14 protein-coding genes are annotated in these 12,992 nt (G+C 48.4%); 8 read left to right on the forward strand and 6 right to left on the reverse strand.

Annotation, left to right across the window (positions count from 1 at the left end; translation table 11 throughout):
* Positions 1-60: 60 nt before the first annotated feature.
* The 6 genes from M0L20_RS04130 (at position 61) to M0L20_RS04155 (ending at position 4,431) form a co-directional block, all read left to right on the forward strand.
* The gene (locus M0L20_RS04130; protein ID WP_232559594.1) at positions 61-837 is read left to right on the forward strand and encodes an alpha/beta fold hydrolase; all 777 of its coding nucleotides are present in this window, start codon (positions 61-63) and stop codon (positions 835-837) included.
* 42 nt (positions 838-879) lie between these two features.
* Positions 880-1,581 carry an SAM-dependent methyltransferase gene (locus tag M0L20_RS04135; protein ID WP_232559595.1) on the forward strand — a complete coding sequence of 234 codons (702 nt, stop codon included), beginning with the start codon at positions 880-882 and terminating at the stop codon, positions 1,579-1,581.
* Positions 1,582-1,655: 74 nt separating this feature from the next.
* Complete coding sequence (locus M0L20_RS04140) at positions 1,656-2,294, forward strand: MBL fold metallo-hydrolase (RefSeq protein ID WP_248475845.1); 639 nt, start codon at positions 1,656-1,658, stop codon at positions 2,292-2,294.
* A gap of 35 nt (positions 2,295-2,329) precedes the next feature.
* Positions 2,330-3,001, forward strand: coding sequence for a CDP-diacylglycerol--serine O-phosphatidyltransferase (gene pssA / locus M0L20_RS04145; RefSeq protein WP_232559597.1), 672 nt, complete (start codon positions 2,330-2,332; stop codon positions 2,999-3,001).
* Between the two features lie 57 nt (positions 3,002-3,058).
* Positions 3,059-3,313, forward strand: coding sequence for a phosphoribosylformylglycinamidine synthase subunit PurS (gene purS, locus M0L20_RS04150; protein WP_232559598.1), 255 nt, complete (start codon positions 3,059-3,061; stop codon positions 3,311-3,313).
* A gap of 110 nt (positions 3,314-3,423) precedes the next feature.
* Positions 3,424-4,431 (forward strand): 3-oxoacyl-ACP synthase III family protein, encoded by a 1,008-nt coding sequence (locus tag M0L20_RS04155; protein WP_248475846.1) that lies wholly within the window; start codon positions 3,424-3,426, stop codon positions 4,429-4,431.
* Positions 4,432-4,500: 69 nt separating this feature from the next.
* On the opposite strand, the gene M0L20_RS04160 is transcribed toward M0L20_RS04155, so the two are convergent.
* Positions 4,501-4,872 (reverse strand): CoA-binding protein, encoded by a 372-nt coding sequence (locus M0L20_RS04160; protein WP_248475847.1) that lies wholly within the window; start codon positions 4,870-4,872, stop codon positions 4,501-4,503.
* A 275-nt stretch (positions 4,873-5,147) separates the two neighbouring features.
* Here M0L20_RS04160 and M0L20_RS04165 point away from each other — a divergent pair, with 275 nt between their 5' ends.
* On the forward strand, positions 5,148-5,738 hold the full coding sequence (locus M0L20_RS04165) for an NUMOD4 domain-containing protein (protein ID WP_232559601.1): 591 nt from the start codon (positions 5,148-5,150) through the stop codon (positions 5,736-5,738).
* A 123-nt stretch (positions 5,739-5,861) separates the two neighbouring features.
* Here the strand turns inward: M0L20_RS04165 and M0L20_RS04170 are convergent, their stop codons facing one another.
* Entirely contained in the window at positions 5,862-9,707 is a 3,846-nt protein-coding gene (locus M0L20_RS04170; RefSeq protein WP_248475848.1) for a sensor histidine kinase, read from the reverse strand.
* A 161-nt stretch (positions 9,708-9,868) separates the two neighbouring features.
* A complete protein-coding gene (locus M0L20_RS04175) occupies positions 9,869-10,153 on the reverse strand; it encodes a HesB/IscA family protein (protein WP_232559603.1) in 285 nt (94 codons plus the stop codon).
* A 122-nt stretch (positions 10,154-10,275) separates the two neighbouring features.
* Here M0L20_RS04175 and M0L20_RS04180 point away from each other — a divergent pair, with 122 nt between their 5' ends.
* Positions 10,276-10,800 carry a DUF7935 family protein gene (locus M0L20_RS04180; protein WP_232559604.1) on the forward strand — a complete coding sequence of 175 codons (525 nt, stop codon included), beginning with the start codon at positions 10,276-10,278 and terminating at the stop codon, positions 10,798-10,800.
* Positions 10,801-10,819: 19 nt separating this feature from the next.
* Here the strand turns inward: M0L20_RS04180 and M0L20_RS04185 are convergent, their stop codons facing one another.
* The 3 genes from M0L20_RS04185 to M0L20_RS04195 form a co-directional block, all read right to left on the reverse strand.
* The gene (locus tag M0L20_RS04185; RefSeq protein ID WP_248475849.1) at positions 10,820-11,665 is read right to left on the reverse strand and encodes a hydroxymethylglutaryl-CoA lyase; all 846 of its coding nucleotides are present in this window, start codon (positions 11,663-11,665) and stop codon (positions 10,820-10,822) included.
* A complete protein-coding gene (locus M0L20_RS04190; RefSeq protein WP_232559606.1) occupies positions 11,662-12,015 on the reverse strand; it encodes a transmembrane 220 family protein in 354 nt (117 codons plus the stop codon). Before M0L20_RS04190 ends, M0L20_RS04185 begins: the two co-directional genes overlap by 4 nt.
* Before the next feature lie 160 nt (positions 12,016-12,175).
* Positions 12,176-12,895 carry a tetratricopeptide repeat protein gene (locus tag M0L20_RS04195; protein WP_248475850.1) on the reverse strand — a complete coding sequence of 240 codons (720 nt, stop codon included), beginning with the start codon at positions 12,893-12,895 and terminating at the stop codon, positions 12,176-12,178.
* Positions 12,896-12,992 lie beyond the last annotated feature (97 nt).

Here is a 12,992-nt window from a genome sequence, read left to right on the forward strand (position 1 = left end):
GGCCGACGAAACTTTTTTCGGATTTCGGCCTTTCTGACTATAGGTCCAATTGATTAACTAATGAAATTATTCTTCCGTCAGGCGGGCGATACGGGTCCGGCTATTGTCATCTTACACGGCGTTTTCGGCTCATCGGATAACTGGTTAACCATCAGCAAAGCCATTGCAGCTAGAGGTTACCGCGTTTTTGCGCTCGACCAACGCAATCACGGTCAGTCGCCCCGTGCTGAAGAGCATGACTACCAGACAATGGCTTCTGACTTGCGTGATTTTCTGATTGACCAACAGCTTGATAACCCTATTCTGGTCGGTCATTCGATGGGTGGAAAAGCCGTCATGCAATACGCGATGACCTATCCCGGCACCTTTCAGAAACTCGTTGTCGTTGACATAGCACCTAAGTTTTACCCGGTTCACCACGCTGAATTAATACGCGGTTTAAACGCAATTGATCTAGCTAGTCTGACCAGTCGCAATCAGGCCGACGCGATTCTGAGCCAGTACGAACCAATTCCGACGGTACGCCAGTTTCTGCTGAAAAATCTGTATCGTAACGAGCAGGGGCAGTTTGCCTGGCGATTGAACCTCCCCGTTATCGAGCGCGAGCTGCATGGTATCGGCGAAGAATTGACAAACCCTCAAGTTGTTATCACGCCAACGTTGTTCATGCGGGGCAGCGAATCACCGTACATTTTAGACGAAGATATTCCGACGATCAAACGCATTTTTCCGAACGTGCAAATCGTCGATATTCAGGGCGCTGGCCATTGGGTACAAGCCGAGAAGCCAGTAGAATTTGTGGATGTGTTGCTGCGGTTTGTTGAACATGGGTCGTAGTTTGTTTCTAGTATATACCCTCGAACCCTATTCCGTACCACCATGCCAACGCTTTATTTGATTCCAACGTTATTAGCCGACGACACCGCCGAGCAGGTTCTACCACCGAATATTCGAACGATCATTGAATCGACCGATGCTTACTTTGTGGAGAATGTGCGCTCTGCCCGGCGGTTTATCAGCGGCTTGAAAACATCCCGCGTTATTGATCAGACAACATTTTTCGATCTCGACAAGGACACCCCTCCTGCCGACACGCGCCGACAGATTCAGGAACTGACCGAACGCAAACGTAACGCCGGTGTATTGTCGGAAGCCGGTTGCCCTGGCGTAGCCGATCCGGGTTCGGTGGTGGTTGGTATGGCCCATTCGCTGGGTTGGCGAGTCGAACCGCTCGTAGGGCCCTCATCTATTTTGCTGGCTCTTATGGCGTCTGGTATGAGCGGCCAGTCTTTTATATTTCACGGCTACTTACCCATCGAGCGGCAGGACCGCATCCGGGCGATTCGTCACCTCGAAAAAGAAGCACAGCAACGGCAGCAGACGCAGATTTTCATGGAAACGCCTTATCGGAACGACGCGCTTTTTGCCGATATTATCGCGGCTTGTGAACAGAATACGCGCTTGTGCGTAGCCTGCAATCTGACCGCTGCTGACGCTTTTGTTCGTACCCGAACCATTCGCGAATGGAAAACACAAATCCCGGATTTGCGCAAAAAACCGACGGTATTTTTACTTTTGTGACGATTTGGTAGTTATGATAACTGGTTACTAGTCAGAAAAGACCGATCATTTATCAAAACCACTGACCACCACGCATGATTCAAGCCTTCGAGTTTTCTCCATTTCACGAAAATACGTACGTCATCGCCGACGATGCTACCGGTGAGGCCGTCGTTATTGACCCAGGCTGTTACGAACAGGTTGAAAAAGAAGCCCTAAGCAAGTTTATTAACGACCACAAGCTAACAGTCAAGTACTTACTGCTCACGCACGCTCACCTTGATCATGTGTTTGGGGTTGCCTACGTGAAGCGAAAGTTTGGTGTAAAAGCGTACCTGCACGAGCTGGACATGGTTATTTACAACGATGTTCCGACGCGTTGCGCGCTGTATGGTCTGCGGGGCTATGAACCCGCCGAAGTTGATGCTTACTTAAAAGAAGGAGACAAATTTACGATCGGCAGTACAACCCTGGATGTCGTTTTTGTACCGGGCCATGCACCGGGTCACGTCGCTTTCGTCAATCATGCCGACCGATATATTATTGGGGGCGATGTATTGTTCAGCGGGAGTGTTGGTCGTACGGATCTTCCGTACTGCAATCATGCCGACCTCCTTAATAGCATCAAAACGCAATTTTACACCCTGCCTGACGATTATGTGGTTTATGCGGGACACATGGAACCCACAACAATTGGTAAGGAAAAGCAAACAAATCCTTTTGTAAGAATGTAAAACGGACTGATTCACCACCGTTCGTTCGTCTATCTATGAATGTACTCAAACATCTTCCCAACGCCATGACCTGCGGCAATCTGCTGTGCGGTTGTATTGGTTTGGTGATGGCTTTACGCGGGCATTTAGAAACGGCATCCTGGCTGATTGGCTTGGCCGCCATTCTGGATTTTGGCGATGGCTTCGTCGCGCGTATGGTCAACGTTTCTGGACCCTTCGGCAAAGAACTGGATTCGCTGGCCGATGTGGTAACCTTTGGGGTATTGCCAGCCACGATCGTTTTTCAGCTCTGTTGGTTTCAGGAATTGGGTGCAATCTCATACGGCGCTTTTCTGATCGCGGTTTTGTCGGCATTGCGGTTAGCTAATTTTAACATTGATACGCGCCAGTCGGAATCGTTTATTGGCCTGCCCGTACCCGCCAATGCCATGCTCATTGCTTCGTTTCCCTTAATGAGCCGCTACCAACCCCAGTACGATTCTATTTGGCAGAACGATGTGGCATTGGGCATGATGATTGCGTTTTCGTTTATGCTGGTGTCCGAAGTGCCGTTGTTTGCGCTTAAATTCAAAACGTTCAGTTGGGCTGAAAATCGGATTAAATTCAGTTTTCTGATCGCATCCGCGCTACTCTTATTACTTTTGCAGTTCGCAGCTATTCCGCTCATCATTCTGCTTTACATCGTTATCTCACTTTTTACAAAATGACGGGACAGTTGACTTGTAAATAAACTCGTCAATCAGTTAGTCACTCAAGTAGTACCAATGAAATACATCGCCCAAATCAACATCATGACCCGTTCGGAAATTCTGGACCCACAGGGAAAAGCCGTTAAACTGGGACTTCACAACCTCCACCTGGACAGCATCGACAACGTCCGCATTGGCAAGCACATCCGGTTGGAAGTTGACGCCGAGAGCCAGGAAAAAGCGCACGAGACAGTCGACTCAGCGTGCCGCCAACTGCTGGCTAATTTGATCATGGAAGAGTATTCGTTTGAGCTACAACCTGCTTCATAGCATCATTTCGCCGAACCATCAATCCGTAGATGAAGGCGCGAGTAGCAACCCATGTGTGCTATAGTCGCCCAAAAAAGTGCTATTTTTGCCGACTATTTTGCCATTAATGAATGAACACAGTCTATTCGAGTATCAAAGGGTTGGGGTTTTACGTGCCTGAGCAAGTTGTCACCAACGACGACCTGACCCAATATATGGATACCTCCGACGCCTGGATTCAGGAACGGACGGGTATTAAACAACGGCGATTTTTCACGTACGGAAAAGAAACCAACGCCAGTATGGCTACAGCCGCGTCGCGGATGGCACTTGAGCGCGCGGGTGTTGAGGCTAAGGACGTTGATTTAATCGTTTACGCTACCCTTTCTCCAGACTACTTTTTTCCCGGTTCTGCTTTCCTCATGCAGCGTGAACTAGGTCTGGAAGGAATTGCCGTTATCGATGTCCGACAGCAGTGCTCTGGTTTTGTTTACGCGCTGTCTATTGCCGACCAATTTATCAAAACCGGCATGTACCGAACGGCGCTGGTCGTTGGATCGGAGATTCAATCGTCGATGATGAATAAAACCACCGAAGGCCGCAACGTTGCTGTTATCTTCGGGGATGGTGCGGGAGCAGCCGTTGTACAGGCAACAACTGACCCGGAGCACCGCATTCTATCAACGCACCTCCACGCTGATGGCCGCTACGCCGAAGAATTATACCTGAAAGATCCCGGCAGCAGTCGTCCTAATCGCTTTATTACGTCTGAAACCGCAACATCGGAAGGAATCAACGTCGTTATGAACGGCAATGCCGTGTTCAAACACGCGGTTGTGCGCTTTATGGAAGTAATTAATGAAAGCCTAACCGCGAACGGGTATAACGCTGACGATCTGGATCTGCTGGTACCGCATCAGGCCAATATTCGCATCTCCGGTTATGTGCAGCAGCAAATGGGTCTGCCCGACGAAAAAGTATTTAACAACATTCAGCATTACGGCAACACCACCGCAGCCTCCATACCTATTGCGCTCACCGAAGCCTTTGAACAGGGATGCATCAAGTCAGGCGATCTAGTCTGTCTGGCCGCGTTTGGAAGTGGTTTTACCTGGGCTTCTGCGCTTATGAGATGGTGATATAACTGTCTGTATCTGCAAATTAAAAAACTGCCGGAACCAGGTTTTACGAACTGTTCCGGCAGTTTTTTAATAGGTTCCAACCGACAACATCACGAGCGTACAGCCTTCTACGGGCTGAATTCCTTCCGCCTTCAGTTGCCGCTCAAACTCGGGATTCTCGGTTCCTGGGTTGAAAATCACCCGTTTTGGCTTCAGGCTTTTGACGTAATCATACAAGTCCGATTGATTCCGCGATCCCACGTATAACGTAATGGTATCTATTGCCTCCAGCTCCGGTTTTCCTGTTTGAATGGGATGACCTTCGATCTGTCCTTTTCGCAGGCCAACCAGTTCAATCGAATGACCGTACCGCAACAAACTACGGGCGGCCCGGTTGGCATACCGATCTGGATTCTCGGAAGCCCCTATTATCAATGTTTTTTTTGATTCTGTATTCATAACGGTCAGTTAAACTGCACTTGTGGCTACTATTTTCACTTCTAGAAACTGATCTGCATACAGTCAAGTTCAGCAAACTGCTTTTTCAGTAACAGACAATAATCTGATTTACCGGCTAACCTTTTCCCTCACAATCAGAAACCGCTGACTATCAGTTTTTTTAACCTAGATTTAGTAACCATTTCATCATACCTTTGTTAAAGGAGAACTAAACAAAACGGCTAATCCGGGGATATCCGACCTGTGATTCAACAGGCTTATAACAATCACTGATGATGAGTGAAAAGAAAAATCAAAGTTTCTGGAACGAGAAGTGGGTACCGATAACGTTCGAAGGTATTGAAAACCCACCTCGTTACGAGGTTTCTAATTATGGTCGTCTGCGCAGCTTTCAGACTGGTACCCGGCTCAGCAGTTCTCCTACTACGATCGGGACCATTATCAAGGGGTCTGTCATTCAGGGCTATCGCTCGCTGAACATACGCTCAGACGGGAAAACGCTCAATCGATACGTGCATAAGCTAGTCGCTGAGCATTTTTCGGATCGAAAGAACATTGAGCAGACCTATGTTATTCACCTCGACCACGATAAACAAAACAACTATTATCAAAATCTACAGTGGGTTACAAAAAATGAGATGATTGAGCATAATCGGAATAATCCGAATCTCAAAAATCGTCCGGCTCCCCGCCCGACCCGAAATTATAAATTGACCGAAAGCAAGGTAAAGATCATCAAAAAGCTTCTCCGAAACGATAAAAACCGGCTGAAGATGATCGCTAAACAATTCGGTATTACCCATACCCAATTAAACAGAATTCGTTCCGGCGAGAACTGGAAACACGTTACTATCGACGGAGACTAGTACGAAATCAGGTAATAGCTTTAAGTGATGTTTGAGATTGAGAGCAGCAGCCGGTAGAGGATCTCAGCCGGCTGCCTTGTTTGATGGCTTCCGTGGCCAAACTCAGCCCATCAACGGTAAAAGCTAGCGATTCGTTGGCTGATTAGCGGGTTCGTCAACAGCCTGTTTGGCTAGTGGCAATGACAAAAAGAAGGACGTACCAACTCCTTCGTCTGTTTCGAACCATATGGCTCCTCCCGCATGCTCAACTCCACGCTTAGCGATGGCCAGTCCTAAACCAGACCCGCCCCGCTTGGTACTAAAGTTGGGCAGAAAAACTTTCTTACGAATGGCCTCCGGAATACCTGCCCCGTTGTCGTGTACCTCGATCTGAACTTCATCTTCGTTCGTATAAAGCCGTAGATCGAGCACCGGTTTACGTTCGGCAGGAACAGATTGAATTCCATTGATGATCAGATTCGTTAAAATACGACCAATGAGCTGACGATCGCCCACCACCATGACCGGACCTGGTGCAATTTGGCGTTGCAAGCGAATTCGGTCGTCGTCGGCATACAGGTCAGCCGCTTTGTTGATCACACCCGTTACTTCAAACACTTCGTTCTTGGGCAAAGGCATTTTTGCGAAATCGGAGAACGAAGTAGCAATATCACTCAGGTTGTCGATCTGGTCAAGGAGTGAATCAAACGTTCGCTGAATTACCCGCCGTAGCGCCGGGTCAGTCGCTCCCACCGAGCCATTGCCTTTTCCTAATCCGTTAGCATCCGGAAGCGTCCGTTGCAGATGCTGCAACGTCAGTTTCATCGGTGTAAGCGGATTTTTGATTTCGTGAGCAACCTGCTTGGCCATCTCACGCCAGGCTGATTGCTTTTCGTTCTGCGCCAGCGCCAGCTTGCTCTCTTCCAGCTTGACCAGCATTCGGTTGTACTCGTGTATCAGCGCCCCAATTTCATCGTCCGAACGCCAGGGAAGCGGCTCATTCGGCTGATTGAGGTTTGTTTTTCGAATCTTCTGCGTCAGTAGTTTAAGCGGTTTCGTTAGTATGTTCGAAGCGAAGTAGGAAAGAATCAGAAAGAATAAAAACAAGCCCGTGAAGATGCTTAGTGCCGATGAAATCACCTCAATGATCTGTCGATCCAGCTCAGGACGAGCGTAGAAATAAGGGATACTCAATACGCCCAACAGCCGTCCATCGTACGATTTTATACCGGCATAGGCGGTACGATACTGCTTGCTGCCCAGCGATTCATTCAGCAGTTTCTGATTTTCCTTTTCCTCAATAACGTGGATATACGCCTGGGCATTAATGCGCTTGGAAAGATGGCCGCTTTCGTACATCAGCGGGCGCGTGGAAGTGGTCAACCGCCCGGCCGTATCGAACAGATTAATGTCAATATCAGCATCGCGGGCAATCTTGCGCAGTTCCTCTTCCATAGACGCTTTGCTCCGCCTGCCCTGCCAATATTCATCCAGATAGGTCACGAAATTGGCGCCAATATTTCGCGTGTTGCTGATGTACGTATTCTCCTGATTGGTGATGTAGTTTGAGCTGATCACACTCAGGATAATAACGATAACGAGCAGCAAAGGCAGAAAAAAAGCAACGTTTAACAGTATCTGAATTCGCGTTGAATAATTGACGCTGAACCGCGAAAACCCGTAGTGGATTGCATACATAACGATGACAAGCAATACGGTAAGTACCAGCAGCAAGTACAGAAACGAGAAGTTAGAGAAAATATTCTTGAAGGGATATTCCGCCGACGATACGATCACAATACGCCCATCCTGACCACGTTGCCCGACGTGCTGATAGCCATTGGCTATCAACCCGCTACTGTACAACGACGAATCAGTCAGCATCGTAGCCGGCATTTTACGGTCATAGTTGTAACTACCTGCGCTGTACAGAATTCGCGGAGAAGAAGTGGCAACCGGTTGCTTTTTCAGAATCGCGTAGCTGTACTCCTGTGTATCCGGGTTCTGCATGAACTTTGTGTCCACCAGCAGTTCTGGATAAACGCTCTTAGGCCGTTCGTTGCGTAGACTTAAGTTGAGTACGACGTAACCAACCGTATCGGAAGTAGCTGGCGACCAATCCGACATCTGCTTGACGGGCACAAAACAGATATACTGCTTAATAAATTGATTACCAACCTCGTTGATGAAATAAATCCCCGGATAAGCAGTCTGATAAGCGGGTCGTTGGTACCGGGTCGTTAACTTGGCGAACGTACCGGCGTTCGGGCTGATGTCAAGAGGCTGTCCATTGGGCCGAAACGATAGCACGTCGATGTCATATTTATCAAAATACTTGTCCAGATGAGCGCTTTTGACTCGCTGTTGGATTCGCTCTCGGACCAAAAGCGTATCGTTCCGTAACGAGCGGGCAATCTCCCCATCAGCCATAATTGATTCCTGCGCTTTACTCATCAGGAACTCACCAAACTCATCGTTTTCAGCCAGCAACTGCTGAGCAAATTCGCGCTCGTGCACTAGCTGCTTTCTGATTTCCTGATGGTAAACTACATAGGCAGTCGTCAGCGCACACACAAAAGCGGCCAAAAACAGATATACAGACGTTTTATAACGAAACGTGTAGAGCGAGCGCGGAAAACGGCCTAGATAAAGAACGGAGAAATACAGCCCGTTTAACAGAATAACGGGCTTGAGCGGTAAACTTAGTCCGTAAAAAAGAACTACTGTGATAAGTGTACCTGCCACCAAAAACAGCAACCCATTCCCTATCACCCGGTTGAACCGAAGAAAGATGCTGGCTAACAGATGGACCAGCAAAAAGTAGATGGCGGATATAACAACAAAGACAAGTAGGCAAACAATCTTTAGCACCGAAAATCGAATGCTCAGCGTGATATCGAGCGTAAACTGTGACTTCTCGTAGATGTTATTCAGTTCACTGTAACAACCCAGGAAGACAAAGTAGCTTGCTACTATGCATCCAACCGATATGATTTTCTTTAAACCCGCCGACAAATGAATCAGTCGGTTGTAAGTTTTGGATCGGTAGTAATAATAGACCCAATAGTACCCCAGCACAACGACCACCAAGGCGTTCAGCAATAAATCGCCCAGCGACGGAACGAGTACCGAGGAAGCGTAAAATTTAGGATTGAACAGGTCCGACTCGACAAATAAAAACGGAACACCAAAGTAAAGCATCCCGGCGCGTAGAAGCACCAGGTAAGATGCTAACCACAAAAATCCGACTTCGTACCGGCGGCTTCGCTTGAAGCGAATAAGCATCTGTAAGACATACAACCCCAGAAAAATAACGCCGAGCGTAGCCAAGATAACGGTATTAACTGGCGTCGAATGGTTGCGATACGCATCAATCTTGGGCGGGACAACCGAAAATAGATACACCGGCGTATTGTCGTAAATAGCCTGATATACGTTTGTCCGTTTATGGCTGATGGCCTCAGGATCAATCGCAAATAATGCTGAATTATACCCTGACTGTAAATAGATGTTGTTGTTACGATACTGCCGGTAAACGTTGATCAGCGAAAAAACGGCAAGCGTATCGCTACTGGTACGTATCCGACGACAACTGACAATGTATTTACCCTGCTCGAAGTCAACCAACGTTGGGAAGGTGATCGACGCGATTCGTTTGTAATCAGGAATAAACCGGTAGTCAGACCAGAAAACAAGCTGCGTCGCATTGGGCTGCCCGGACTTTGTCCGAAAAATAAAATACGGATACTGGGTGGGCTGACTCATGCTGGCAAATGTCCCGTTCGGGTTCTGCCGGAGTTGCTGCGTCACTCGGTCCAGTTCCTCATTGCTCACCTGCATCTCCTCCTTGACACGCTGCTGTACCGCCGTTATGTATTGTTCATCGGTAGCGCCTGGTGCATTCTGTTCAAGCAACCAGTAACACAATACAGAAAGCCCTACAGCCAGTATCGCCAGTACAAGAAAAATATGTTGTTCTATTCGCTTCACAAGCAGAAGGAAGGCTACAATCGGGATGGCCCTAAAATCATGCCAATTTTAGGAAACAACCATCCGCTGGTTGCCGGCCCCAAACAATCAACAGAAGTAACAGGCGATTTACCAAGAAAAATCTATGGGCTTTCCAGCCTTTCGGCAATTATACGGAGAAATTATACTTTTTCAACGGTAAACCCGCCCGGCTCGTAACCGATTTCGGCACCGAGTACGTACAACAAATGTTTCCGGTCAATAATGATGCGAACCCCTTCGACGTTATACACTTCGTCGGAAGAGCCGGGTGTATCGAAGCCCAGCAACCAGGATGCTCCGCAGCCACCACCCCGAATACCAACTCGTAAACCGTATTCGTCAGGAATTTTATTGGCCCGTAATGTGTCCATCAATTGCTCCCGCGCTTCGGGCCGAACACGAACAGGATTATCAAGTGCCAGCATAGTTTGTTTTGGTTTATCGTTCATTGTTCTGACTAACGAATCAGTCAGCCGCTAACACCGGATAAACGATAACCCCTTTTGTCAAAATTACCCATTTTTGCCTAAACAACGTTTGTCTCTCTATGGAGTTACTGAGTGATTTTCTAAAATTGATTGTTCCAGCCGGATTAGTGCTTTACGGAATGTATGTGACGGTAAAATTACTGTTGGAACGCGAAGCTGACCGTCACCGCTTTGACATCAAAACCCGCTATACCGAAACCGTTGTCCCCGTACGCTTGCAGGCTTACGAACGCATGGTGTTGTTTCTGGAACGGATCAGTCCCAACAACCTTCTCTTACGACTAGGAGGAACATCGACCAACGCTTTAGAGTTTCAGCAGCGGCTTTTGCAGGAAATTCGGGATGAGTACAACCACAACCTGTCGCAACAAGTCTATATGAGTCAGGAGGTTTGGGATCGGATTCAGAGCGCGATGAATGATGTCACAACGCTTATTAACCAGGCCGCTGGCGATACGCAACCCGACGCGCCTGCGCTTGACCTTTCCAAGCGTATTTTCGAGCGTATCATTCAGAAAGACCGTCTGCCAACTACCGACGCCCTCAAAGCCGTCAAGGAAGAAATCCAGACGATGTTTATGTAATCGTCAAAAAGCTCGATTACTATCCAAATAGGCTAGTCGATAACGTCAACGCTTGCTCAATGGCATTTTGGTTGATTGGCAGGTCGCAGCCAAGCTGGGTAAGCGTGCCAATGATTTCTTCGGTTGGCAGGTTGCCCGTCAGGTCGTCAGCGGCCATCGGGCAACCACCAAACCCACGCAGGGCACCGTCGATCCGACGGACGCCCGCCCGATACGCGGCCTTGACTTTGGCGGGAGCCTCCCCCGGACGTGCATGCAAATGCGCGCCAAACTCAACGTCGGGAAAAGTAGCCAGCAAGTGTCGAAAGAGGGTTTCAATCCCCTCGGGCGTTGACGACCCGACCGTATCGGAAGGAGCAATAATCCGAACACCCATATCCACTAATTTGCCCGTAAAATCGCTGATAAGTTCGGGGCTATACGGATCGCCGTAAGGGTTTCCAAAGCCCATTGACAGATAAACAACGAGTTGTTTGTCAAGCTGAACGCAGATTTTTTGCATCTGCTCAACATCCGCCAATGCCTGACCAATTGACTTATTGGTATTGCGCTGCTGAAACGTTTCGGACACGGAAAGCGGAAAACCCAGGTAGTCGATCGTAGCAAAGCTGGCAGCCTGTTCAGCACCCCGAATGTTCGCCACAATCGCCAACAACTTTGTGCGTGTATCGGTCAGATTCAATCCGGCCAATACGTCGGCGGTATCGCGCATTTGCGGAATTGCTTTGAGAGAGACAAAGCTGCCAAAATCGAGCGTATCGAAACCAACCCGCAACAACGCGTTGAGGTAGCGAATTTTCTCGTCCGTTGGCACGAAATGCGTAAGGCCCTGCATGGCATCACGCGGGCATTCGATTAGTTTCATGGGCGTGCGCTCGGTTGACGTGATACCACTGCCAATACCATCATCACAGCCGCACAAATAGCCAGCCCTCCCGCTTCACGAGCCATTTCAATATTCATGCTCCGCATTCCGGCTTCACTAAACATAAACCCCTCAAACGCAGGAGGCCACTGATAAATAGCGGCTACAACGTAAATCAGCGACATAGCTGCCAGAAACCACCAGCGGGCCATCCCTGCGTAGGCCATAAAACAAGCCACTGCGGCAAATCCGTAAATCGGTACCCAAATCTCCGGGTCAGGGTCGTTGTACTGGAAGGCCGCAAAAAGGACAAATAGCAGTCCGAAAACAATCGAAAGAATTTTACGCATGACTTAGTCAAAAGTTTACAGCAATGGGCTGGTCTAATTTCTGGTTCGTGAACGCATGCTGGCCGAAATCGGTAGCTTCTCGTAGTAGTGCTGTGCTGTCGGCGGGGACGCCCGCCCGGTTCTCAAAACCGACACCACAGCATTACCATAGCCTGTTTGATTACCGGCAATACTGAGCGACCGCATTCGCAGCATCCGCATATCCCAGGTTTTGTGCCTGTTTTAGACTCAGACAGCCACCCTCGCGCTCATCCTGAAGAATCTGGGCGATGCCTAATCCGTAAAAGGCTTTGCCGTATTTTGGGTCAGCCTGTACAGCCTGCTGAAAATCAGCCGTTGCGCCAGGAAGATCTTTTTGCTGAAATCTCAGATTTCCCCGGTTGTATAAAGCCAGTGCGTTCTTCGAATCTAATGAAATAGCCTGCGAAAAATCATTTAAAGCGGGTTGAATCTGCCCTTGCGCGGCAAACAGTTGTCCCCGGTTCAGAAAAATTTCGGCGCTGACACTACGACTCGTGTCAGGAGCTAGCCGAATTGCGTCCGAGTAATCTTTCAACGCACCGGTAAGGTCATTTTGGGCAACCCTAAGCAATCCCCGGTTGTAATAAGGCCGGTAGAAGTCGGGAGACAGTTTAATAGCCTGATCATAATCCAGCGTTGCATTGGCGTATTCTTTTAGCTCAAAATAAGCAACACCGCGCGAATTAAACGCTTCGGCATTATCGGCATCGGCTTCTACAGCCTGGTTCAGCGCCTGGACCGCTTCCCGGAATTTGCCTTGTTTTAAATAATTTCTCCCTTGTTCAAGATAATTATCAGACGAAGTACAAGCACTGATAATGAACAACGTACACCAAAAGACACAAAAAGAACGCTTCATCACTCATGATATTTTGCGCAAAGGTACGGGCGAAATTTGGTCGTTTGGCTACTATTTAATTAACTTTGCATCGGCAAATCGGTGCTACCAGCTCCTG

The organism is Spirosoma liriopis (genome assembly GCF_023196085.1).
In the GTDB taxonomy this organism is placed as follows: domain Bacteria; phylum Bacteroidota; class Bacteroidia; order Cytophagales; family Spirosomataceae; genus Spirosoma; species Spirosoma oryzicola.

Excerpts from the sequence above, each read along its gene's own strand:
- purS (WP_232559598.1), top strand. The coding sequence starts at position 3,059 with ATGAAATACATCGCCCAAATCAACATCATGACCCGTTCGGAAATTCTG.
- M0L20_RS04180 (WP_232559604.1), top strand. The coding sequence starts at position 10,276 with ATGGAGTTACTGAGTGATTTTCTAAAATTGATTGTTCCAGCCGGATTA.
- M0L20_RS04160 (WP_248475847.1), bottom strand. The coding sequence starts at position 4,872 with ATGAATACAGAATCAAAAAAAACATTGATAATAGGGGCTTCCGAGAAT.
- M0L20_RS04140 (WP_248475845.1), top strand. The coding sequence starts at position 1,656 with ATGATTCAAGCCTTCGAGTTTTCTCCATTTCACGAAAATACGTACGTC.
- M0L20_RS04155 (WP_248475846.1), top strand. The coding sequence starts at position 3,424 with ATGAACACAGTCTATTCGAGTATCAAAGGGTTGGGGTTTTACGTGCCT.
- M0L20_RS04175 (WP_232559603.1), bottom strand. The coding sequence starts at position 10,153 with ATGCTGGCACTTGATAATCCTGTTCGTGTTCGGCCCGAAGCGCGGGAG.
- M0L20_RS04190 (WP_232559606.1), bottom strand. The coding sequence starts at position 12,015 with ATGCGTAAAATTCTTTCGATTGTTTTCGGACTGCTATTTGTCCTTTTT.
- M0L20_RS04165 (WP_232559601.1), top strand. The coding sequence starts at position 5,148 with ATGAGTGAAAAGAAAAATCAAAGTTTCTGGAACGAGAAGTGGGTACCG.
- pssA (WP_232559597.1), top strand. The coding sequence starts at position 2,330 with ATGAATGTACTCAAACATCTTCCCAACGCCATGACCTGCGGCAATCTG.
- M0L20_RS04185 (WP_248475849.1), bottom strand. The coding sequence starts at position 11,665 with ATGAAACTAATCGAATGCCCGCGTGATGCCATGCAGGGCCTTACGCAT.
- M0L20_RS04130 (WP_232559594.1), top strand. The coding sequence starts at position 61 with ATGAAATTATTCTTCCGTCAGGCGGGCGATACGGGTCCGGCTATTGTC.
- M0L20_RS04195 (WP_248475850.1), bottom strand. The coding sequence starts at position 12,895 with ATGAAGCGTTCTTTTTGTGTCTTTTGGTGTACGTTGTTCATTATCAGT.
- M0L20_RS04135 (WP_232559595.1), top strand. The coding sequence starts at position 880 with ATGCCAACGCTTTATTTGATTCCAACGTTATTAGCCGACGACACCGCC.